Raw genomic sequence first — 19,848 nt, forward strand, 5'->3', positions numbered from 1 at the left:
AGTAGAAGCGGGAGTGACGGGAGAGGGAAATCGTGATGGGTGGGAAAATGCTTTTCTCACTCCTCACTCCTCTCCGCTCACTCCTCTAATTGAAGCTGGCCGCCAGCGACCCGACGATCAACACCCAGCCGTCGACCAGCACGAACAGCAGGATCTTGAACGGGGCCGACACCAGCATCGGCGAGAGCATCATCATGCCCATCGACATCAGCACGCTGGCCACGACCAGGTCGATGATCACGAACGGGATGAAGATCAGGAAGCCGATCTCGAAGGCGGTCTTCAGTTCGCTGGTGATGAACGAGGCGACCACGATCGGGAACGGCACGTCGGCCGGGCCGGCGTAGGCGCCGTGGCCGGCCAGGCCGGCGAAGGTCATCAGGTCGGTCTCGCGCACCTGCGCCAGCATGAAGTCGCGCAGCGGGCCGGTGGTCAGCGTCCAGGCGGTGGAGAAATCGATCTGGCCGTTGAGGTACGGCGCCATGCCCTGCGCCCAGGCCTTCTCGCCGACCGGCAGCATCACCAGCATGGTCAGGAACAGGCCCAGCCCCACCAGCACCTGGTTGGACGGCGTCTGCCCGGTGCCCAGCGCCTGGCGCAGCAGCGCCAGCACGATGACGATGCGGGTGAAGGCGGTCATCGCCAGCAGCGCCGACGGGATCAGCGTGATCGCCGTCATCAGCAGCAGCGTCTGCAGCGGCAGGCTGACCTTGTTGTCGCCGATCTGGCCGACGGTCACGCTGGGCAGCGCGGGCAGGGTCGGCGAGGCGGCGGGCGCGTTGGCCGGCGCGGCGGCGTTGGCCGGCGGATCGGCCGGCTGCGCCTGCGCCAGCGCCAGCGAGGGTGCGCACAGGCACAGCAGGAACAGCAGGGGAAGCAGGAGGCGACGCATGTTCTTTCTCAGTTGTCCTTGCGCAGGCGCTTGGCCAGCAATTCGGCGAAGTTGGGCAGTTGCGGCGCCGGCGCGGCCGGCAGCGGCTCGGGCAGGCGGTGCAGCAGGCTGACGCCACCGGCGGCCACGCCGATCAGCAGTTGCTCGCCGCCGACCTCGATGACCGCCACGCGTTCCTTGCCGCCCACCGCCAGCACGCTGACCACGCGCAGCTGCTCGCTGGCGCGCAGGCCCAGCCCGCCGCCGGGCATCCGCTTGAGCAGCCAGGCCAGGCCGAAGATCAGCGCCAGCACCAGCAGCAGGCCGACCAGCGCGCCGCCGATGCCGGGCGTGGCCGGCGCGTGCTGGCCGATCTTCTGCGCCGGCGCGGCCGCGCTGGCGGCGGCGGTGGCGATCAGGGCGAACATGCCGCTCACCGCAGGCGCCGGATGCGCTCGCTGGGGCTGACCACGTCGGTCAGCCGCACGCCGAAGCGATCGTTGACCACGACCACCTCGCCGTGGGCGATCAGGGTGCCGTTGACGAACACGTCCAGCGGCTCGCCGGCGGCGCGTTCGAGTTCGACCACCGAGCCCTGGTTGAGCTGCAGCAGGCTGCGGATCGGCATGCGCACGCGGCCGACCTCCAGCGACAGCACCACCGGCACGTCGAGGATCACGTCCAGGCTCATGTCCTCGGCGCGCACACTTTCGTCCTGCAGGGTTTCGAACTGGGCCGGATCGGCTTCGGTCTGGATGGAGTTCACGGGAGGGTTTCCTCGATGGATGCGGGAATCGTTGCCGGCCTGGCCGCGGCGGAGGGCTGCTGGGTGCCGGGCGGATGGGTGGCGACGATCTTGACGGCGTTGTTGCCGTTGGACGTGCCGAATTCGCCGGTGAACACCGGCGTCTGCTCGACGCAGACCGCGACCTGCCTGGGCAGGTCGATGGGCAGGACGTCGCCGATCTTCAGGCTGGTGAGCTGGCGCAGGCTGATGCGCCTTTCGGCCAGCACGCTGCTCACGGTGACCTCGGCCGAGCGCAGGGCCTCGCGCACGCTGTCGCGGAAGGCGTCGTCCTCGTGCACGCGGTCGGACTGGATGCCGGCGTCCAGCAGCTCGCGGATCGGCTCCAGCATCGCGTAGGGCAGGGTGATGTGCAGGTCGCCGCCGCCGCCGTCCAGCTCGACGTGGAAGCGGCTGACCACCACGTAGTCGCGCGGGCTGACGATGTTGGCGAAGTGCGGGTTGACCTCGGAATTGATGTACTCGAAGTCCACCTTCATCACCGGCGCCCAGGCCTCGACCAGATCGGCGAAGGTCTGCTTGAGCAGCAACTGGATGACGCGCATCTCGGTCGGGGTGAACTCGCGGCCCTCGATGCGGGTCGGGTAGCGGCCGTCGCCGCCGAAGAAGTTGTCGACCACGGTGTAGACCAGCCGCGGCTCGAACACGATCAGGCCGACGCCGCGCAGCGGCTTGAACTTGATCAGGTTCAGGTTGGTCGGCACGTACAGCGAGTGCATGTACTCGCCGAACTTGATCATCTCGATGCCGCGCACCGACAGCTCGGAGGAGCGGCGCAGCAGGTTGAACAGGCCGATCCGCCAGGTGCGCACGAAGCGCTCGTTGATCATCTCCAGGGTCGGCAGGCGGCCGCGGATGATGCGGTCCTGGGTGGAGAAGTCGTACGGGCGCGCGACGCCGGGATCGACCGGCGGTTCCTCGGTCTCGATGGCGCCCGAATCGACGCCGTGCAGCAGGGCGTCGATTTCGTCTTGCGATAGCAGGTCGCTCATCATCGCGGCGGTTCCTTACTGCATCACGAAGCTGGTGAACAGCAGATCGTCGATCTGGCCCTTGCCGGTCTCGGCGGCCATCACTTTCCTGGCCTCGGCCAGCGCTTCCTTCTGCAGCTTCTCCTTGCCTTCGCGGCTCATCAGCGCCGGGGCTTCCTGCTGGGCGAACAGCATCAGCAGGCGCGCGCGCACGGCCGGCGCGTGCAGCTGGATCAGCGGCAGCGCCTCGGCGCTGCGGGTCATCAGCTGCACCTCGATCTGCAGGTAGCGCGCGCTGCCGCTGCCGGAGAGGTTGACCACGAACGGCGGCTCCATCGCGAAGTACTGCGCGGGCGCCGGCACGCTGGCCGGCTTGGCCGCGGCCGGTTTCTCGTCCCCGCCGGTGTCGCGGGTGAAGAACCAGGCGGCGGCGCCTCCGGCGGCGAGGACGACGACGGCGATCACGATCAACAGCCAGCGCTTGCCGGCTTTCTTCTCGCCCTTGGCCTTGCCGGGCTTGGTCACGGGTTTTTCGGCGGCGGACACGCGATGCAATCTCCTTGTGGGTCTGCAGGAGTGATGCAAGCAGCGTGCCGCCGGCGCGGGGACGGCTCGTCGGCGATTTGACGGCGGTGCGTCGCGTCAGGCGCGGAAAGCCGGCACCGTCATGTGACGGTGGTCACGCGGGCGCCGTCCGCAGGAGCGCATCGGCGAACGCCGGCGGGACGGATTTCCGTCGTGGCGGCCGGCACGGGCCGCCGGCCGTGGCGGAACCCGGCGGATCAGGCGTAGGCGTCGAGCAGGCCGCGATGGATGAGCCGGACCGGCGCCGGCGCGGCCTGTTCGACCCCGGCGTTCGCGCCGTCCTCGCCGCCGCCGCGGGCGGCGGAGGCTTCATCCGCGCGGCCGTCGGATTGCTGGCGGTGGCCGACGTCGGCCTGCGCCAGCTGGAAGCCGTGCTGGCCCAGCATCTCGCGCAGGCGCGGCAGGCTGTTCTCCAGCGCCTGCCGGACTTCCGGCTGGGCGGCGCTGAAGTCGGCGTGCACGCGCTCGCCGTCCAGCCGCAGGCGGATCTCGATGGCGCCCAGCTCGTTGGGATTCACCCGGATGTGCGCATGGCCGATCTTCTGCTCGGCCATCCAGCCCAAGCGGGTGCCGATGGCTTCCTCGAACTGCTCGCTGCGCAGCTCCGGCATCGGCGCTTCCAGCGGGTTGACGGTGGCGGTGCGGGCCAGGCCCAGCGCCGGGGTCGGCGTACCCGCCATCGCGTTGAGCAGCGGGGTGGCGTCCGCGTCGGCGCCGGCGTCGAAGCGCTCGGCCAGGTCGCGCAACGGCGCCAGGATTTCCGGGGCGGCAGCGGCCTGCGGTTGCGCGGCCAGTTGCTGGGCGAAGGTCAGCAGGCCGGGCAGGGTGGTCGTGGTGGCCGCTGCCGGAGCGGGAAGCGGCGGGTTGCCGGCCAGCGGCAGATCCGGGGCGGCGGCATTGCCACCGTCGGCGATGGCGGCGGCCTGGGGAAGCGCGGTCGCCACGGCGGACGCAATGGCATCGGGGGTTGCCGGCGGGACAGGCTGCATCGGCGCGGTGCCGCTGGCGGCACCAAACGGTACCTGACCGCCCGCGACACCGGGGTCGAGGGCCGGCATGGACAGCGCATCCGCCGGGATGACCGGTGCCATCGGGTCGAACGCCGGCAGCATCGCGTCGGCCGCGTCGAGCCCGGGCGCCGGCAGTGCCGGAACCGCGGGCTGCAGCGCGTCCGGCGCCTGCAAGGGGGGCATCACCGGCATGCCGGCGGTGGCGGGGGGCTCGTCCTGGGGCGTGGCCTTGCGCGCCTGGGCCTGGCGCAGCGCGCCGCTGCGGCCGTCGCCGGACGGGGCGGATTCCTTCATGCCGGCGGACGACCTGGCGGATGGCCGCGCGGCCGGGGAGGTGTCCTTGCCGGTTGCGGAAGCCGGCCGCATCCAGCGCTCGAACGGCGCGGCACCGGTCTCGCCGGCCTCGCGCGACGCGCCGTTGCCGGCCTTGGCCGGCGGCTGGCCGAGGTTGAGCACGGCGTTGGTCATCTTCACGAGCGCTCCTCGCCTTCCTGCGCGGCGACGCTGGCCAGGCGCGAGCGGCGCGCGCCCAGGTCGTCCATCTCGCGCTGGTCGCGGCGTTCGATCACCGCGCGCTCCTGCACCCGGTAGCTGGCGGCGAGCTGTTCCAGCACCTGCTTGTCGCGGCTGGCCAGCAGCAGGCGGTCGCGCTCGATGCCGACGCTGGCGCGGCTGCGGTCCACGGTCTGCGCCTGCTGCTTGAGCGCGTCGTCGATGCGGTCGAGGAAGGCGCGGCGGTTGGCCAGCTGCGCCGGGCTGGTGGCGGCCATCTGGCTGTTGGCGTATTCCTCGGCGTAGCGCCGCAGTTCCTCCAGCCGCGACTCGTGCATCGCCAGCGTGCGCTGGCGCTCGGCCAGGTCGCGGGCGACGTTGTCCTCGTGTTCCTGCGCGCGGCGCAGCAAGGGGTCGATTCGGCGGGACTGCTTCATGGCGATGTTCCTTGGCGTGCTGCTTGCTGACTGCGTTCGACCAGGTCTTCGAGGGCTTGCCGGCTGTGGTCCAGATTGGCGGCGCGGGCGACGTCCTGACCGAGGAATTCGACGATTTCCGGCCACCGTTCCAGCGCTTCGTCCACGGTGGGATCGTTGCCGCGCTGGTAGGCGCCGATGGCGATGAGGTCGCGGTTGCTGTTGTAGGCCGACAGCAGCCGCTTGAGCTTGCGGATGCGGTCGCGCCAGGTCTCGTCGGCGATCTCGGTGACCACGCGGCTGACCGAGGATTCGACGTCGATGGCCGGGTACAGGCCGCTGTCGGCGACCCGGCGCGAGAGCAGGATGTGGCCGTCGAGGATGGCGCGTGCGGCGTCGGCGATCGGATCCTGCGGGTCGTCGCCCTCGGTCAGCACGGTGTAGAAGGCGGTGATCGAGCCGCGCCCGGCCGAGCCGTTGCCGGCGCGCTCGACCAGCGCCGGCAGCCGCGCGAACACCGACGGCGGGTAGCCGCGGGTGGTCGGCGGCTCGCCGACCGACAGGCCGATCTCGCGCTGGGCCTGGGCGAAGCGGGTCAGCGAGTCCATCAGCAGCAGCACGTTCAGGCCCTGGTCGCGGAACCACTCGGCGATCGCGGTGGCGCGGTAGGCGCCCTGCAGGCGTGCCAGCGGTGGCCGGTCGGCCGGGCTGGCCACCACCACCGCGCGGGTCAGGCCGGTCGGGCCCAGCGTGGTCTCGACGAAATCGCGCACTTCGCGGCCGCGCTCGCCGATGAGTCCCACGACGATCACGTCGGCGGCGGTGTAGCGGGTCATCATGCCCAGCAGCGTCGACTTGCCCACGCCGGAGCCGGCGAACAGGCCCACGCGCTGGCCGCGGCCGATCGGCAGCAGCGCGTTGATCGCGCGCACGCCCACGTCCAGCGGCTGGGTGATGGGTTCGCGCGAGAGCGGGTTGATCGCCACGCCGGACAGGCCGACGGTGCCCTCGGCGCGGATCGGGCCGCGCCCGTCCAGCGGCACGCCGTCGCTGTCGATGACGCGGCCGAGCAGGCCTTCGCCCACCTCCACGCCGCCGCGGCGGCGCGACGGCACCACCCGCGCATTGGGCAGCAGGCCGTGCAGTTCGGCGCTGGGCATCAGGTAAGTGCGCTCGCCGGCGAAGCCGACCACCTCGGCGTCGACCCAGCCGCCGTCGGCGACCTCGACCTTGCAGGTGGCGCCCATCGGCGCCTCGCAGCCGATCGCCTCCAGGGTCAGGCCGACCGCGCGGCGCAGGATGCCCTCGCGGATCAGGCCGCGCCCGCCCAGCTCGGGGCGAATCTGCGACAGCCGCGCGGCCAGGCGCAGATCGCGCGCCTGCAGCCAGTCCAGCGGTTGCGCGCTCATGCCTGCACCCCGCGGTTGAGTACGGTTTCCAGCGCGCCGCGCAGGCGCGCCTCCAGGGTGCCGTCGATGCGCACGCTCTCGGCGTGCACGCGCAGGTCGCCGCGGCTGAGCGCGGTGTCGGCGGTCAGGCGGGTGGCCGGCATCAGCGACAGCACCGGCGCGACCGCCGCGATGTCGTCAGGATGCATGCGCACCTCGACCTCGCGGTTGGCGCCGCCGACCGCGTCCAGCGCGGTGGTGGCCAGTTCCTGCAGCAGGACCGGATCGGCCTGGTAGGCGCGGCCGACCAGGCTGCCGGCGATGCGCACGGCCAGCTCGGACAGGGCGGCGACCACTTCGTTCTCCAGCCGGTCCAGCGGGCGCGAGAAGTTGTCCAGGATGCCCTCGATCTGCGCGGCCAGCCGGCGCACGTCCTGCTGGCCCTGGGCGAAGCCTTCGGCGTAGCCCTCGCTGCGGCCGCGCTCCATGCCCTCGTCGTAGGCGGCCTGCTCGATGGCCTGGATCTCCTCCACGCTCGGCGGGCGCGGCATCGGCACGTCCTCCGCCTTGCGCTGGACGAAGTTGAGCGGCGGGGCCAGCCAGCGCACGGGCTCGGTCATACCATCTCCTCATTGCTGGCGGTAAGCGAGATGACGCCCTGGTCGGCCAGCCGGCGGACGATGGCGAGGATTTCCTTCTGCGCGCCCTCGACGTCGGACAGGCGCACCGGACCGCGCGCCTCCATGTCCTCCAGCAGGATCTGCGCGGCGCGCTGGGACATGTTGCGGGTGATCTTCTCGCGCACGCGGGCGTCGGCGCCGCGCAGGGCCAGGCCGAGGCGGTCGTTGGGCACCTCGCGCAGCATCGCCTGCAACTCGCGATCGTCCAGGTCCACCAGGTTGTCGAACACGAACATCAGGTCCTGGATGCGCGCGCCCAGTTCGGCGTCGACCTGGCCGATGGTGCCGAGGATGGCCTGGTCCTGGCCGGAGTCCATGAAGTTGAGGATGTTGGCCGCCACCTTGACGCCGCCGATGGTGGACGACTTGAGGTTCTGGTTGCCGGCGAACTGGCGCTCCATGATCTCGTTGAGCTCGTTGAGCGCGTTGGGCGGGATGCCGTCCAGCGTGGCGATGCGCAGCAGCACGTCGGCGCGGGCGCGCTCGGGCAGCATCTTCAGGGTGTCGGCGGCGTGGTCGCCGTCCAGGTGCGAGAGCACGATGGCGATGATCTGCGGGTGCTCGTTGCGGACCAGGTCGGCGATCGAGCGCGCGTCCATCCACTTCAGGGTGTCCAGGCCGGTGGTGTTGCGGCCCAGCAGGATGCGGTCGATCAGGCCGCCGGCCTTCTCCGCGCCCAGCGCCTGGATCAGCACGTTGCGGATGTAGTCGTCGGCGCCCACGCCCAGCGAGGTCTGCCGGTCCAGCGCGTGGTTGAAGTCGTTCATCACGTGCATGACCTGCTCGCGGGTCACCCCGCTCATGGTCGCCATCGCCAGGCCGAGCTTCTGCACTTCCTTCGGGTCCATGTGCTTGAGCACTTCGGCCGCGTCGTTCTCGCCCAGCGACAGCAGCAGCACGGCCGCGCGCTGCACGCCGCTGAGGGCGTTGGCATTGGCGTTGGCGCTGGGGCTACTCATCGCTGGCCACCCAGTCCTTGACCACCTGCGCGACCTGCTTGGAATCGTGCTTCACCGCCTCGCGCGCGTTGCGCAGCCGGTCCTCGTAGGCGTCGGAAGGCAGCGCGTGGTGCTGCGGGGCGTGCGCCTGGTCGCGCAGGGCGGCCAGGGCGGCCTCGTCGTCGTCCTGGTCGAGCAGGGTGACCTCGGCGTTCGGCGGCGCCGGGCGCGGCAGCGCCCGCGGCTGGACGATCTGGCGGATGGCCGGGCGCAGCACGCCGAACAGCAGCGCCAGCGCCACCAGCGCGCCCAGCGTCCAGCGCGCGATGTCGCGCACCATCGGGTTGTGCAGGATCGGGTGCTGCCAGATCGGCGCGTCCTCGGCCGCGGCGTCCGGCTCGCGCACGAACGGGGCGTTCATCACCGACACCGAGTCGCCGCGCGCGGCGTCGAAGCCGACCGCCTCGCGCACCAGCGACTCGACCCGCGACAGGGTGGCCGCGTCCATCGGCACCATCGTGACCTTGCCGTCGGCGCCGGGGCGGGGCAGGTGGTCCACCAGCACCGCCACGGTGACCCGTCGCAGGCGACCGGCCGGCTGGCGGGTGTGCTGCAGGGTGCGGTCCATCTCGAAGTTGCGGGTCGCGCTGCTGGCGGTCTCGACCGGCGCGTCGGGGTTGGCGGCGGCGGCCGGCGCGCCCGGCGGGGTGTTGCTGGTCGCGCCGGGGATGCCTTCCGGCCCCGGCTTGCTGACGGTGTTCTGGCTGACCTGCTCGCTGCGGATCTTGGCCGGGTCGTTGTTGAAGGTCTCGCGGGCCTCCTCGCTGACCGAGAAGTCCATGTCCACCGCGACCTCGGCGTTGACCCGGCCGGGGCCGGTCAGCGGTTCCAGCAGTTCGCGGATGCGCTGGTTGTAGGAGGTCTCCAGCTTGCGCACGCGCTCGAACTGGGCCGCGTTCAGCGCCGCCTCGCTGTCGGGATCGGTGACGGTGAGCATGCGCCCGCTCTGGTCGACCACGGTCACCCGTTCCGGCGCCAGGTCCGGGATCGAGGAGGCGACCAGGTGGACGATGGCGTCGACCTGGTTGCGCTCCAGCAGGGTGCCGCTGCGCAGGTCCAGCACCACCGAGGCGCTGGCGGCCTCGCGCTGGCGGGTGAACGCGCTCGGCTTGGGCATGGCCAGGTGCACGCGGGCGTCGCGCACCGGGCGCAGGGTGGTGATGGTGCGCACCAGCTCGGTCTCCAGCGCGTGCTGGTAGCGCGCGTTCTCGACGAACTGGCTGACGCCGAAGCCCGGGTCGCGCTCCATCAGCTCGAAGCCGAGCCGGCCGCCGCTGTCGGTCAGGCCGGAGGCGGCCAGCTTCAGGCGGGCGTCGTGCAGGTTGGCTTCCGGCACCGAGATCGCGCCGGTGGCCTGGTCCAGCTGGAAGGGGATGCCGGAGGCGCGCAGCAGGTCGGTCGCCTCGACGGTGGCCTTGGCGTCCAGCCCGGTGTAGAGCGGGCTGTAGTTGGGCTTCTGCGACCAGAAGAACACCATCAGCCCGACCGCCATCGCGCCGGCGATCAGCAGCAGCGTGCCCAGCTGGCGGAACACCTGCATGTTCTGCAGGCGCGTCAGCGCGGCGCCGGCCTTGTCGGCGGAGAGCGTTTCCTTCAGCGAGTCCTTGGTGACGGCGAGGGCCATGAGGTGCGGGTTCCTGCTTGCTGCGTGGGCGTGCTATCGGTCGGTGCGGGGCGTTACAGCGGCATGTTCATCACGTCCTGGTAGGCCTGGACGAGGCGGTTGCGGACTTCGACGGTGGCGCGGAAGGCGACCTGCGACTGCTGCGCGGCGACCATCACCCGCGCCAGGTCGGCGCGCGGGTCGCCCAGCTCGAACGCCTGCGCCAGCGCGCCGGATTCCTTCTGGATGTTGTTGACCCCCTGCAGCGCGTTCTGCAGCGTCTCGCCGAAGCTGGCCGGCTTGACCGCCGGCGCCTGCCGGCCGAAGTCGACCGCGTTCGGGTTGGGCGCCGCTTCCAGCCCGCGCGTGCCGATCTGGCTCTGGTAGCTGCGGATTTGCGAGAGGATGGCGGAGACGTCGGACATGGGCTGGACTGCTTGCGTCGGTGCTTGCCCCCTTCACTGCAAGAGCCGTGCCGCAACCGCGGCGGCGGGCTCGTCAGTTTTCCGTCGCCAGCGTCTCCTCGCGCTCGACGCCGTACTTGCGCAGCTTCTCCACCAGGGTGGTGCGGCGCAGGCCCAGCAGCTGGGCGGCATGGGCGACCACGCCGCCGGCACGGTCCAGCGCGTCCTTGATCAGCGCCATCTCGATGCGGGCGATGTGCTCGCGCAGGTCCAGCCCTTCCTCGGGCAGGCGGTCGCTGGCCGGCGCCGGTTCGCCCGCCGTGGCCGCGACAGTGACGATGGCCGGCGCGGCGGCGGGCTGCGCCTCGGCAAAAACGGGCGCGGCGGCGGCCTGGACCACGCTGGCGTCGAAGCCTTCCGGCTGGTAGCGCCTGGGCAGGTCCTGCACGCGCACCAGCCCGCCCGGATGCAGCACCGCCAGGCGCTCGACCAGGTTGGTCAGCTCGCGCACGTTGCCCGGCCACGGGTAGGCCTTCAGCGCCTGCAGGGTGTCGGCGGCGAAGCGCACCTCGCCGCGGCCGGTGCGCGCCAGCTGCGCGGCGATGGTGGTCACCAGCGCCGGCAGGTCGTCGGTGCGATCGCGCAGGGCCGGCATCTCGATCGGGAACACGTTGAGGCGGTAGAACAGGTCCTCGCGGAACAGGCCCTGGGCGATGCGATCCTCCAGGTCGCGGTGGGTCGCGGCGATCACCCGCACGTTGCAGCGGATGGTCTGGTTGCCGCCGACGCGCTCGAAGCTGCGCTCCTGCAGCACGCGCAGCAGCTTGACCTGCATCGGCAGGCTCATGTCGCCGATCTCGTCCAGCAGCAGAGTGCCGCCCTCGGCCATCTCGAAGCGGCCCTTGCGCGCGCTCAGCGCGCCGGTGAAGGCGCCCTTCTCGTGGCCGAACAGCTCGCTCTCCAGCAGGTCCGGCGGGATTGCGCCGCAGTTGATGGCCACGAACGGGCCGTCGCGGCGCGGCGAGTTCTCGTGCACGGCGCGCGCGGCCACCTCCTTGCCGGTGCCCGATTCGCCGAGCACCAGCACGGTGGTGTCGAACGCGGCGACCTGGTCGATCAGCCGGCGCAGCTGGGTGACCGCCGGGCTGCTGCCGGTCGGCCCGCCGGTGGCGTGCACCGACTGCGCCTGGTGCTCGGAATCCAGCCGCTTGAGGCTGGCGCGGCGCAGGCAGGCCTCCAGCTGGGCGTGGCGGATCGGCGTCTCCAGCGGCCATACCGAGGCCTCGTGCAGGCCGTAGGCGCGGGCGAAGGCGGCGGTGTCGCCCTCCAGCAGCAGCACCGGCGGCGGCAGCGGCGCGCGCGCCAGCCATTCGAAGAAGACCCGCGCGGCGTCGGCGTCTTCGATGCGGCCGACGATCAGCGCCATCCAGTCGGTCGGGCGGTGCCGTCCCGAATCCACGTCGGCGGCGCCCGACACCCAGCGCGGGGTCAGGTCCATGAATTCGAGCAGGCCGGTCAGGCGTTCGGCGCGCGCGGCTTCGGCATCGATGACGAGGATTCGGGATTCGCTCATGGCTGCGATTTCGCTTCTTTGAATCTTTCGAGGATGGGCAAGACTTCCTGGATGTAGGAAAGCTTGCTGACGAACTCGTCGGCGCCGGCGCGCGAGGCGTGCTCGCGGTGCTCGGCGTCGTCGAAGTGGGAGGCGATCACCACGAAGGGCGGCGCGTCCTGGGTCTTGATCAGGCGGGTGGCCTGCAGGCCGCCCATCTCGGGCATGGCCAGGTCCATCAGCACCACGTCCGGGCGCAGCGCCTCGGAGCGTTCGATGGCCTCCAGGCCGTTGCTGGCGCGGCCGACGATGTCCAGCCATTCCAGCTTGCGCAGGTGGCGTACCGCCGCGTTGATGAAGCCTTCGTGGTCATCCACCAGCAGCACCGTGATCTTGCTCATGTTCCTTCCGCTCCGTTAACCGGCTTTTGCCAAAGCCGGAACGTTACCGCGTCTGCGCAGGCGAGCGGGAGCGATGTCGAGCTGTTCACGGTATTTGGCCACCGTGCGGCGGGCGATGTGGATGCCCTGGCGGGCCAGCAGGCCGGCGATGGCCTCGTCGGCCAGCGGCCGCGCCGCCGGCTCGGACTCGATCAGCCGGCGCACCATCGCCCTGACCGCCGCGCCGGAGACGTTGGCGCCCTCCAGCCGCACGGCGAAGAAGTGCTTCAGCTCGAAGGTGCCGCGCGGGGTCTGCATGTACTTGCCGGTGGTGATGCGCGAGACGGTGGACTCGTGCATGCCGATCTCGTCGGCGATCTCCTTCAGCGTCAGCGGCGCCATCGCCTCGTCGCCGTGGGCCAGGAAGCCGGCTTGGCGCTCGACGATGGCGCGGGCGGTGCGCAGCAGGGTGTCGTAGCGAATCGACAGGCCGCGGGTCAGCCAGCGGGCCTCCTGCAGCAGTTCGCGCAGCTTCTGCGTGGCCTCGCCGGCGCCGGCGCCGTCCAGGCCGCGCTCGTAGCTGCCGGAGACCGACAGGCGCGGCGTGGTGGCCGGGTTCAGCGCCACCCGCCAGGCGCAGTCGGCGTGCCAGGCGACCACGTCGGGGACGATGTAGCGGGCCGGCGCATCTTCCGCGGACTCGCCGGGGCGGCCGTTGAGCGAGAGGATCAGGCGGGCGGCGTCCTCGGCCTGCGCGTATTCCAGGTCCAGTTGCCGGGCGATGGCGGTGTAGTCGTGCTCGGCCAGCAGTTCCAGGCATTCGCGCAGGATGCGCGCGGCCAGCGCCCGGCCCGGCACGCGGCCCGGCAGCGCCTGCAGCTGGGCCAGCAGGCACTCGCGCAGGTCGCGCGCGGCCAGGCCGGTATATTCGCCGTGCAGGATGCGCTGGCGCACCCGCTCGGCCCGCGCCGGGGTGACCGCGAAGCGGGCCGCGGCCAGCAGCGCCAGCGCCGCCGGGTCCTGTTCCAGGTAGCCGCTGTCGTCGGCGTGGTCCAGCCAGAACGCGGCGATTTCCAGGTCGCGGGCGTCCAGCTCCAGCGCCAGCCTCGACATCACCCGCACGTGCAGGTCGGTCGATTCGCCGGCGGCGATGCGCTGCATGCGGTCGTCGTCGCCGTCGGACCAGCTCGCCGCCGGCACGTCCCACATCGAGGATTCGGGCAGTTCGTCGAACGCGGCCACGTCCTGCGCGGCGGCCTCGGCCACCACCGGGGCGGCGGCGTCGATGATCTCGGCCTGCTGCGACTCGTCCAGTTCCAGCGCCGGGTTCTGCTCCAGCAGGCGGCGGATTTCCTGCTCCAGCTGCAGGCCGTCCAGCTGCAGCAGCCGGATCGACTGCAGCAGCTGCGGCGTCAGGTGGAGCTGTTGGCCGAGCTGGGTGGACAGGCCGTTCTTCATCGCATTTCCCCGGTATCCAAGGCCGCATCGGAGGCGATGCGGCGGCATGGGGAAACTGTGCGCGCGCGGTGACGGGAAAAAAATCAGGGGAAACGCCAGCCGCGACGGGATGTTTCCGACCGGATGTCGGGAATACCCCTACAGCGCCAGACTTTGGTCATGGCGGGCGGGCGTTTTCAACGGGATTTCGTCGCCTGACGCGGCGACCGCGCGGTACTTGCAAGGGCCGGGCCAGTTGCGGCGTCACCGGGCCGGCGGAAACCCCATTCCAACCGGTCGTTGTGGGAGCGACGTGAGTCGCGACCGCTTTGCAGGAAAGCGTCGCGACTCACGTCGCTCCCACAACACAGCAGCAGTGCCCTGTATCGCGCCGCCGCAGGATCGGCGAAGGGCCGCCTACGCCAGTTCGTGCTGGTGCCTGGCCGCCAGCAGCAGCAGATCGTTGGCGCGGCGGCAGCCCAGCGATTCCATCATCCGCGCGCGGTGGGTCTCCACCGTCTTGACGCTGATGCCCAGGTGGGCGGCGATTTCCTTGCTGCTCATGCCGCCGCCGAGCTTGTGCAGGATCTCGCGCTGGCGCGGCGACAGCGCGGCGATGCCGGTGGGGCGCTGGCGGTCGCCCAGCAGCGGCGCCAGCATCTTGGAAGACACCTGCGGGCTCAGGAACACCTGGCCACCGGCGGCGGCGCGGATGGCCAGCTCCAGTTCCATCGGCGCGGCTTCCTTGACCACGAAGCCGGCGCAGCCCTTGTCCAGCGCGCTGCGCACCTGGCCGGGGTCGTTGTGCATCGACATGATGACGACCCGGGCCTGCGGCAGCGCGTCCTTCAGCGGCTGCAGCAGTTCCAGCCCGTTGCGGTCGGGCAGGGACAGGTCGAGCAGGATGATGTCCGGGCGGTGGATGATGGCCAGGTCCAGCGCCTGCTGGGCGTTGCAGGCCTCGGCCACCACGTCGATGTCGGCCACGCCCTGCAGCAGGCGGCTGATGCCGGCACGCACCAGCGTATGGTCATCGACAATCAGGACACGCACTGCGGCATCGGAAGCGGTTTGAAACGGACGGCCACCTTAACGGAATGCAACCGGGTTGGCCAATCGTTCATCCCGATGATCGGGCGGAATCCCGATGCACGTCGCATTTCGCATGTTTCCCCGGCGAAAACCGCATGTGACGTGCGTTGTGCTGGAAACCGGCGCCCGCGGACGCAACTTGCGAAGGGCGGGCCGGATTCAGCCGCCGGCGGCGTTCAGCGCGGCCTGGCGGGCCTCGGCGATCTGCTTGCGGTGCATGCGGAACAGGTGGCGTTCCAGCGCCTCGGACAGGCCGGGAGCGAGATGGCCGAAGCGCAGCCACAGGTGGTGGGTGCCGGTGCCGCCGGGGATGGAGGCCAGCACGCTGGCCGGCAGTTCGATGTAGTCGCCCAGCCAGCCGGCCGGCTCGATCATCGCCACGCCCTCGGTGCCGTTGGCCACCTCGACCGGCGCGTCCAGGTCCAGCCGCAGGCCGCGGTGCGACCAGCGCAGCGGCCGCAGCGGCAGGGCGCCTTCGCGCTGTCGCGCCAGCCGGCCGAGCAGGCCCACCAGCAGGTCGAGCTTGGCTTCCATCCGCTGCACGGTCTGCGGCAGTTCGTTGCGGTGGTCGTCCTTGTCCTCGCTGCGCACGTCCTCGGCCACCGCCAGCCCCAGCAGCAGCGCCTCGGCCGCCTGCGGCTGCAGCGGCCGAAGCGCCGGATCGAAGCGCGCCGGCAGCACCACGTCGCAGGTCAGCGCCTCGGCGAACAATTCGGTTTCGGCGGGATGCTCGATGGCAGGGGTGGGGATCATGGCTTCAGTCTCCGACGACCGAAAGATAGGCGCGGCTGGCGCGGCCGGCTTTCTGCGAGGCATGCAGCTGCCGCGAGGCGGCATGCCTGGCCCGTTCCATCGCCTTCTGCAGATCCTGCTGCCCGGCCAGCAAGCGGGCCAGCTCGGCGGGATCGGCGCGGTGGCCCTCGGCCTCCATGAAGCAGCGCACGCCCCAGTCGTGCTGCGTCATCAGCGACTGCAGGCGGTCCAGGTCATCGGCCCGCAGCGCCTGGTGCATGTCGTCCAGATCGTCGAACAGGCGCGACAGCTGCACCCCCGCGTCCATCACGCACTCGCGCCCATCGCCGCGGGACGCTGCTGCTGCTCGACGGGAATGGCATTCCAGGCCGCCTCGATCTCGCCCAGCAGTACCAGCGATTCGTGCAGCGCCGATTCGTCGTTGTTGAGGTTGGCCTCGGTCAGGCGGCGGATCACGTAGTCGTACAGCGACGACAGGCTGCCGGCGATCTCGCCGCCGGCCTCGTGGTCGAGCGAGCCGTTGAGGTGGCCGATGATCGCGCAGACCTCGCCGATGGCCTTGCCCTTGCGCGCCAGGTCGCCGCGCGCCATGCACGCCTCGGCCAGGCGGATGCGCTCGCAGGCGCCGGCCAGCAGCAGGGCGACCAGCCTGTGCGGGCTGGCTTCCATCACCGTGCCCTCCAGGTGGTTCTGGCGGTACTGCTGCGCGTAGTTGTTCAGGGTCATCGGGATACTCCTTGCCTCAGCGCGACTGTGTCTGGGCCGCGAGCGCGCTGATTTGCTGCGCGAGGTAATTGCTTGTGGTGGTCATCTGCCCCATCAGCGTGTCCAGGGCCACGAACTGGGCCTTGTAGCGCGCGGCGGCGGCGGACATGCGCAGTTCCAGTGCTTCGCGCTGCCGGGTCACGTCCTTGACCTGGTCGTCCAGGCCCTTCTTGCGCAGAGTGAGGCTGCCGTCGCTGCCGACGTAGGTCTTGACGACGTTGTTGAGCCTGGCGGCCACGCCATCTTCGCCGGTGAAGGCGGCGATGATCTTGGCCGCGTTGTCGGTCATCGCGGCATCGAACTTGGCGGCATCCAGGACCAGGTTGCCGTTCGGGTTGGGGTGGCCCTGGGTCTGCAGGCCCAGGGTCCGCGCGTCCAGGCCCTGGGCGGCCAGCGTGCCCAGCACGTCGCCCATCACGCCGCGCAGCTGCGCCACCGCGCCGCGCATCTGCGCGTCGCCGGTCAGCGAGGAGGGGGTCTTGGTTTCGGCGTTGTAGCTGGTGGCGGTGGCCACGGCGTTGAGCGCGGCGTTGTAGGCCTTGACGAAACCCTCGACCGCCGCGCGGCTGCCGCTGGGGTCGGCGCCGACCACGACGCTGCTGGTGCCGGTGCCCTTGAGCTTGAGGGTCAGGCCGGGGACCGCGTCGGCGACGGTGTTGCTGCTGCTGGTGGTCACCAGCCCGTCGATGGCCACGCGCGCGTCGCTGGCCGGCGACTTCTCCTGCAGGCCGTCCACCACCGCCTGCAGCCCGTCATCACCCGACAGCACGCTGACCGTGATGGCGCTGGCGGCGCCGCTCTTGGCCGAGGCCAGCGACAGGTGCTGGCCGTCGTCGGAGGTCAGCAGGGAGGCCTGCAGCCCGTGCTTGCCCGCGGCGGCGTTGATCGCGCTGCGGACGTCGGCCAGCGTGGCGCCGGCGGCAATCTCCACATCGACGCTGGCATCGCCGATGCCGACCCGCAGGGTGCCGGCGCCGAAGCTGGTGCCCGTTTCCACGCCCGCGCCGACCAGCTTGTGCGCGCTGGCCAGCGACAGCACTTCCACCTGGTAAGTGCCGGTCGGCGTGCTCTTGCCGACGCTGGCGGCCAGCACCGTGTCGGTGCCGCCTTGGCCGGAACTGCCCCCGCTGGAACTGGAGGTCACCGTGCGCGCGGCCAGCGCGTCGGCCTTCTGCAGGGTATCCAGTGCGGTCTTGAGCGCGTCGAAGGCCGAGGTGACCGTGCCCAGGCCGGACAGCTTGAACTTGGCGTTCGCCTCCAGCTTGTTCAGGCGGGCATCCTGTGGCGCACGGTCGGCCGCCACCAGCTGGGTCACCATCGTGCTGATGTCCAGTCCGGAGCCGATGCCGCCGTAGCCGAAGGAATAGTCCGCCATTGCAGTCTCCCGTCTCCCCCGGTCGGGGGATGCAAGCACCCGGCGGCGTGCACGCCGTCGGGTTGGAAAGGGTATCGGCGCTGCCGCACCGTTCTTTAATCGCAATTGCGGATGCAGGAACCGTGCCGGAATCCTGGCGCCCGCGGCCCCGTAACCGGGCTTTGTCCCGCGACGGAAAGCCGTCGTCCCGCCCTTGGCGGAGACCCGGGACACCTTCTCCCCCGCCATGTAGAGCCGAGCTTGCCCGGCTGCACTTGCTCCACCAAGGCGCATCCTTCCGGTGATGGCCGAAGCAGCGGAGCAAGCTCCGCTCTACAAGGATGCGCATGTAGAGCCGAGCTTGCCCGGCTGCACTTGCTCCACCAGGGGAGTCCTTCCGGTGATGGCCGAAGCAGCGGAGCAAGCTCCGCTCTACAAGGATGGGCATGTAGAGCCGAGCTTGCTCGGCTGCTTGCTCCACCAAGGCGCATCCTTCCGGTGATGGGCGAAGCAGCGGAGCAAGCTCCGCTCTACAAGGATGCGCATGTAGAGCCGAGCTTGCTCGGCTCCATCTGCCATGAGAACCCAACAAAAACCCCGCCTTCCATTGCCGGAAGGCGGGGCGGGGTACCACCGTTTCGCGATACCGCTTGGGTGCAATCAGCGCAGCAGGCTGAGCACGTTCTGCGGGATCTGGTTGGCCTGCGCCAGCATCGCGGTGCCGGCCTGCTGCAGGATCTGCGTGCGCGACAGCTCGGCCGTTTCCTTGGCGAAGTCGGCGTCGCGGATGCGGCTGCGCGAGGCGGACAGGTTTTCCGAGGTGGTCTGCAGGTTGGCCACCACCGAGGTGAAGCGGTTCTGGATGGCGCCCAGGTCGGCGCGGGCGGAGTTGACCGCGCTCAGGGCCGCGTCCATCGCCAGGATGGCGTTGTCGGCGCCGGCGACCGTGGAAATGTCCAGGCCCGCAAAGCCGGTCTGGGCGGTGCCGGCCACCACGTTCGTGGTGCCCGCGGTCAGGCCGGTCAGCGCGGTCAGGTCGGACGAAGTGCCGCCGATCACGATGTTGGCATCGGAAGTCAGTTGCAGGGCGCCGCCGACCACCGAGGCGGTGACGCCGGCGCTGCTGGCGTTGATGGCGGTGGCCAGGGCATTGCTGCGCTCCGCGGCATTGGCAGAGGCAGCGACTTCGATGTTGGTCCCGTTGATGGTGAAGGCGTCACCGCTCAGGGCGGCGAAGGTGGTGGTGCCACCGGAGGTGGTCTGGGCGGCAACGGTGCCCGTCATGCCGCCACTGATCGTGACGGCGGTGCCGCTCGTGTTGGTGAAATCAACACCGTTGGCGGAGGCCGCCGCGCTCAGGCCCGTGACACCCGTCACTTCTGCCGCGACCGCGGTATAGAAGTCCGCCGAACTGCGACCGCTTGCTGCCGCGACCGTCAGCGTCGTCGTGCCGCCGTCCAGCGAGAAGCTGAATGCAGCCTCGGGATCAGCCGAGCTGAGATCCACGGAGAGGGTGCCCGGGGTCGTGGTGCCGCCGGAGGTCACGCCGGCCGGCGCCGCGCCGGCCACGTTGGCGGGCGTCGCCACGCTGGTCCAGCTGCCGAGCGCACTCATCTTGGCATTGACGATGCCGTCGACGTTGATGAGCTGGCCCTGGTCGGCGCCGACCTGGAAGGCCTGGTTGGTGAAGCTGCCGTTCAGCAGCTTGGTGCCGTTGAACGAAGTCTGGTCGGCAACGCGGTCGATTTCGCTCTTCAGCTGAGCGACTTCGGCCTGCAGGGCGGCGCGGTCGGTGCCGGAGTTGGTGGCGTTGCGCGACTGCACGGCCAGCTCGCGGATGCGCTGCAGGTTATTGCCGATTTCGCCCAGCGCGCCTTCGGCGGTCTGCGCCAGCGAGATGCCGTCGTTGGCGTTGCGCGCGGCCTGGTTCATGCCGCGGATCTGGGTGGTGAAGCGCTCGGAAATGGCCAGGCCGGCCGCGTCATCCTTTGCGCTGTTGATGCGCAGGCCCGAGGACAGGCGCTGGATGGTGGTCGACAGGCTGGCGCTGTTGGTGTTCAGGTTGCGCTGAGCATTCAGTGCAATGGTGTTGGTGTTGATGATGGACATTGCTGGGTCTCCTGATAAGGGGAATCCGGCGGGGGTTAGGGCCTTGCCGGTGGCTCCGCAGGGGTTTGCCGTTTCGCGCGGCCCTGTCCTCTGCTGAGAAGGTTAACGGCGTGGGGCAGGGAAGCTTTAATGCGTTCTTGCGTTTTTTTGCTTCATCCCTTAGCGCGGCGCATGGGGCGGATG

Annotated in this window: 20 protein-coding genes and 2 pseudogenes; all 22 read right to left on the reverse strand. The window is 70.6% G+C overall.

What is annotated here, in order from left to right; genetic code table 11:
* Window positions 1-85: 85 nt before the first annotated feature.
* The 22 genes and pseudogenes from fliP to AAG688_RS08110 all read right to left on the reverse strand — a co-directional run bounded on the left by fliP (window position 86) and on the right by AAG688_RS08110 (window position 19,665).
* Window positions 86-892: a flagellar type III secretion system pore protein FliP gene (gene fliP, locus AAG688_RS08005; protein ID WP_411834811.1), complete on the reverse strand. Its 807-nt coding sequence runs from the start codon at window positions 890-892 to the stop codon at window positions 86-88.
* An 8-nt stretch (window positions 893-900) separates the two neighbouring features.
* A complete protein-coding gene (gene fliO, locus AAG688_RS08010) occupies window positions 901-1,299 on the reverse strand; it encodes a flagellar biosynthetic protein FliO (RefSeq protein ID WP_411834812.1) in 399 nt (132 codons plus the stop codon).
* A gap of 5 nt (window positions 1,300-1,304) precedes the next feature.
* On the reverse strand, window positions 1,305-1,637 hold the full coding sequence (gene fliN / locus AAG688_RS08015) for a flagellar motor switch protein FliN (RefSeq protein ID WP_411834813.1): 333 nt from the start codon (window positions 1,635-1,637) through the stop codon (window positions 1,305-1,307).
* Complete coding sequence (gene fliM / locus AAG688_RS08020; RefSeq protein ID WP_411834814.1) at window positions 1,634-2,668, reverse strand: flagellar motor switch protein FliM; 1,035 nt, start codon at window positions 2,666-2,668, stop codon at window positions 1,634-1,636. Before fliM ends, fliN begins: the two co-directional genes overlap by 4 nt.
* A 15-nt stretch (window positions 2,669-2,683) precedes the next feature.
* Window positions 2,684-3,193 (reverse strand): flagellar basal body-associated FliL family protein, encoded by a 510-nt coding sequence (locus tag AAG688_RS08025; RefSeq protein WP_411834815.1) that lies wholly within the window; start codon window positions 3,191-3,193, stop codon window positions 2,684-2,686.
* 236 nt (window positions 3,194-3,429) lie between these two features.
* Window positions 3,430-4,710 carry a flagellar hook-length control protein FliK gene (locus AAG688_RS08030; RefSeq protein WP_411834962.1) on the reverse strand — a complete coding sequence of 427 codons (1,281 nt, stop codon included), beginning with the start codon at window positions 4,708-4,710 and terminating at the stop codon, window positions 3,430-3,432.
* A 2-nt stretch (window positions 4,711-4,712) separates the two neighbouring features.
* Complete coding sequence (gene fliJ, locus AAG688_RS08035) at window positions 4,713-5,171, reverse strand: flagellar export protein FliJ (protein WP_411834817.1); 459 nt, start codon at window positions 5,169-5,171, stop codon at window positions 4,713-4,715.
* Window positions 5,168-6,559 (reverse strand): flagellar protein export ATPase FliI, encoded by a 1,392-nt coding sequence (fliI, locus tag AAG688_RS08040; RefSeq protein ID WP_411834818.1) that lies wholly within the window; start codon window positions 6,557-6,559, stop codon window positions 5,168-5,170. The genes fliJ and fliI overlap by 4 nt, the downstream gene beginning before the upstream one ends.
* Window positions 6,556-7,158: a FliH/SctL family protein gene (locus tag AAG688_RS08045; protein WP_411834819.1), complete on the reverse strand. Its 603-nt coding sequence runs from the start codon at window positions 7,156-7,158 to the stop codon at window positions 6,556-6,558. The genes fliI and AAG688_RS08045 overlap by 4 nt, the downstream gene beginning before the upstream one ends.
* The gene (gene fliG, locus AAG688_RS08050) at window positions 7,155-8,177 is read right to left on the reverse strand and encodes a flagellar motor switch protein FliG (protein WP_411834820.1); all 1,023 of its coding nucleotides are present in this window, start codon (window positions 8,175-8,177) and stop codon (window positions 7,155-7,157) included. The genes AAG688_RS08045 and fliG overlap by 4 nt, the downstream gene beginning before the upstream one ends.
* Window positions 8,170-9,840 carry a flagellar basal-body MS-ring/collar protein FliF gene (fliF, locus tag AAG688_RS08055; RefSeq protein WP_411834821.1) on the reverse strand — a complete coding sequence of 557 codons (1,671 nt, stop codon included), beginning with the start codon at window positions 9,838-9,840 and terminating at the stop codon, window positions 8,170-8,172. Before fliF ends, fliG begins: the two co-directional genes overlap by 8 nt.
* A 53-nt stretch (window positions 9,841-9,893) precedes the next feature.
* Window positions 9,894-10,244, reverse strand: coding sequence for a flagellar hook-basal body complex protein FliE (gene fliE, locus AAG688_RS08060; RefSeq protein WP_411834822.1), 351 nt, complete (start codon window positions 10,242-10,244; stop codon window positions 9,894-9,896).
* Window positions 10,245-10,317: 73 nt separating this feature from the next.
* A pseudogene (locus AAG688_RS08065) lies at window positions 10,318-10,539 on the reverse strand (helix-turn-helix domain-containing protein); the annotation flags it as partial.
* 107 nt (window positions 10,540-10,646) lie between these two features.
* A pseudogene (locus tag AAG688_RS08070) lies at window positions 10,647-11,796 on the reverse strand (sigma-54 dependent transcriptional regulator); the annotation flags it as partial.
* Window positions 11,793-12,176 carry a response regulator transcription factor gene (locus AAG688_RS08075; RefSeq protein WP_411834823.1) on the reverse strand — a complete coding sequence of 128 codons (384 nt, stop codon included), beginning with the start codon at window positions 12,174-12,176 and terminating at the stop codon, window positions 11,793-11,795. The gene AAG688_RS08075 and the pseudogene AAG688_RS08070, both read right to left, overlap by 4 nt.
* Window positions 12,177-12,191: 15 nt before the next feature.
* Window positions 12,192-13,613: an RNA polymerase factor sigma-54 gene (gene rpoN, locus AAG688_RS08080; protein ID WP_411834824.1), complete on the reverse strand. Its 1,422-nt coding sequence runs from the start codon at window positions 13,611-13,613 to the stop codon at window positions 12,192-12,194.
* Between the two features lie 396 nt (window positions 13,614-14,009).
* Window positions 14,010-14,645, reverse strand: a complete 636-nt coding sequence (locus AAG688_RS08085; protein ID WP_411834825.1) for a response regulator — start codon at window positions 14,643-14,645, stop codon at window positions 14,010-14,012.
* Between the two features lie 198 nt (window positions 14,646-14,843).
* A complete protein-coding gene (locus tag AAG688_RS08090; RefSeq protein WP_411834826.1) occupies window positions 14,844-15,437 on the reverse strand; it encodes a PilZ domain-containing protein in 594 nt (197 codons plus the stop codon).
* Between the two features lie 4 nt (window positions 15,438-15,441).
* Window positions 15,442-15,744 carry a hypothetical protein gene (locus AAG688_RS08095; protein WP_411834827.1) on the reverse strand — a complete coding sequence of 101 codons (303 nt, stop codon included), beginning with the start codon at window positions 15,742-15,744 and terminating at the stop codon, window positions 15,442-15,444.
* Window positions 15,744-16,163, reverse strand: coding sequence for a flagellar export chaperone FliS (fliS, locus tag AAG688_RS08100; RefSeq protein WP_411834828.1), 420 nt, complete (start codon window positions 16,161-16,163; stop codon window positions 15,744-15,746). The genes AAG688_RS08095 and fliS overlap by 1 nt, the downstream gene beginning before the upstream one ends.
* A gap of 16 nt (window positions 16,164-16,179) precedes the next feature.
* Entirely contained in the window at window positions 16,180-17,577 is a 1,398-nt protein-coding gene (gene fliD, locus AAG688_RS08105) for a flagellar filament capping protein FliD (RefSeq protein ID WP_411834829.1), read from the reverse strand.
* A 639-nt stretch (window positions 17,578-18,216) separates the two neighbouring features.
* Window positions 18,217-19,665: a flagellin gene (locus AAG688_RS08110; RefSeq protein ID WP_411834830.1), complete on the reverse strand. Its 1,449-nt coding sequence runs from the start codon at window positions 19,663-19,665 to the stop codon at window positions 18,217-18,219.
* Window positions 19,666-19,848: the final 183 nt, after the last annotated feature.

The sequence above is a fragment of the Pseudoxanthomonas mexicana genome (genome assembly GCF_046736355.1).
In the GTDB taxonomy this organism is placed as follows: domain Bacteria; phylum Pseudomonadota; class Gammaproteobacteria; order Xanthomonadales; family Xanthomonadaceae; genus Pseudoxanthomonas_A; species Pseudoxanthomonas_A mexicana_B.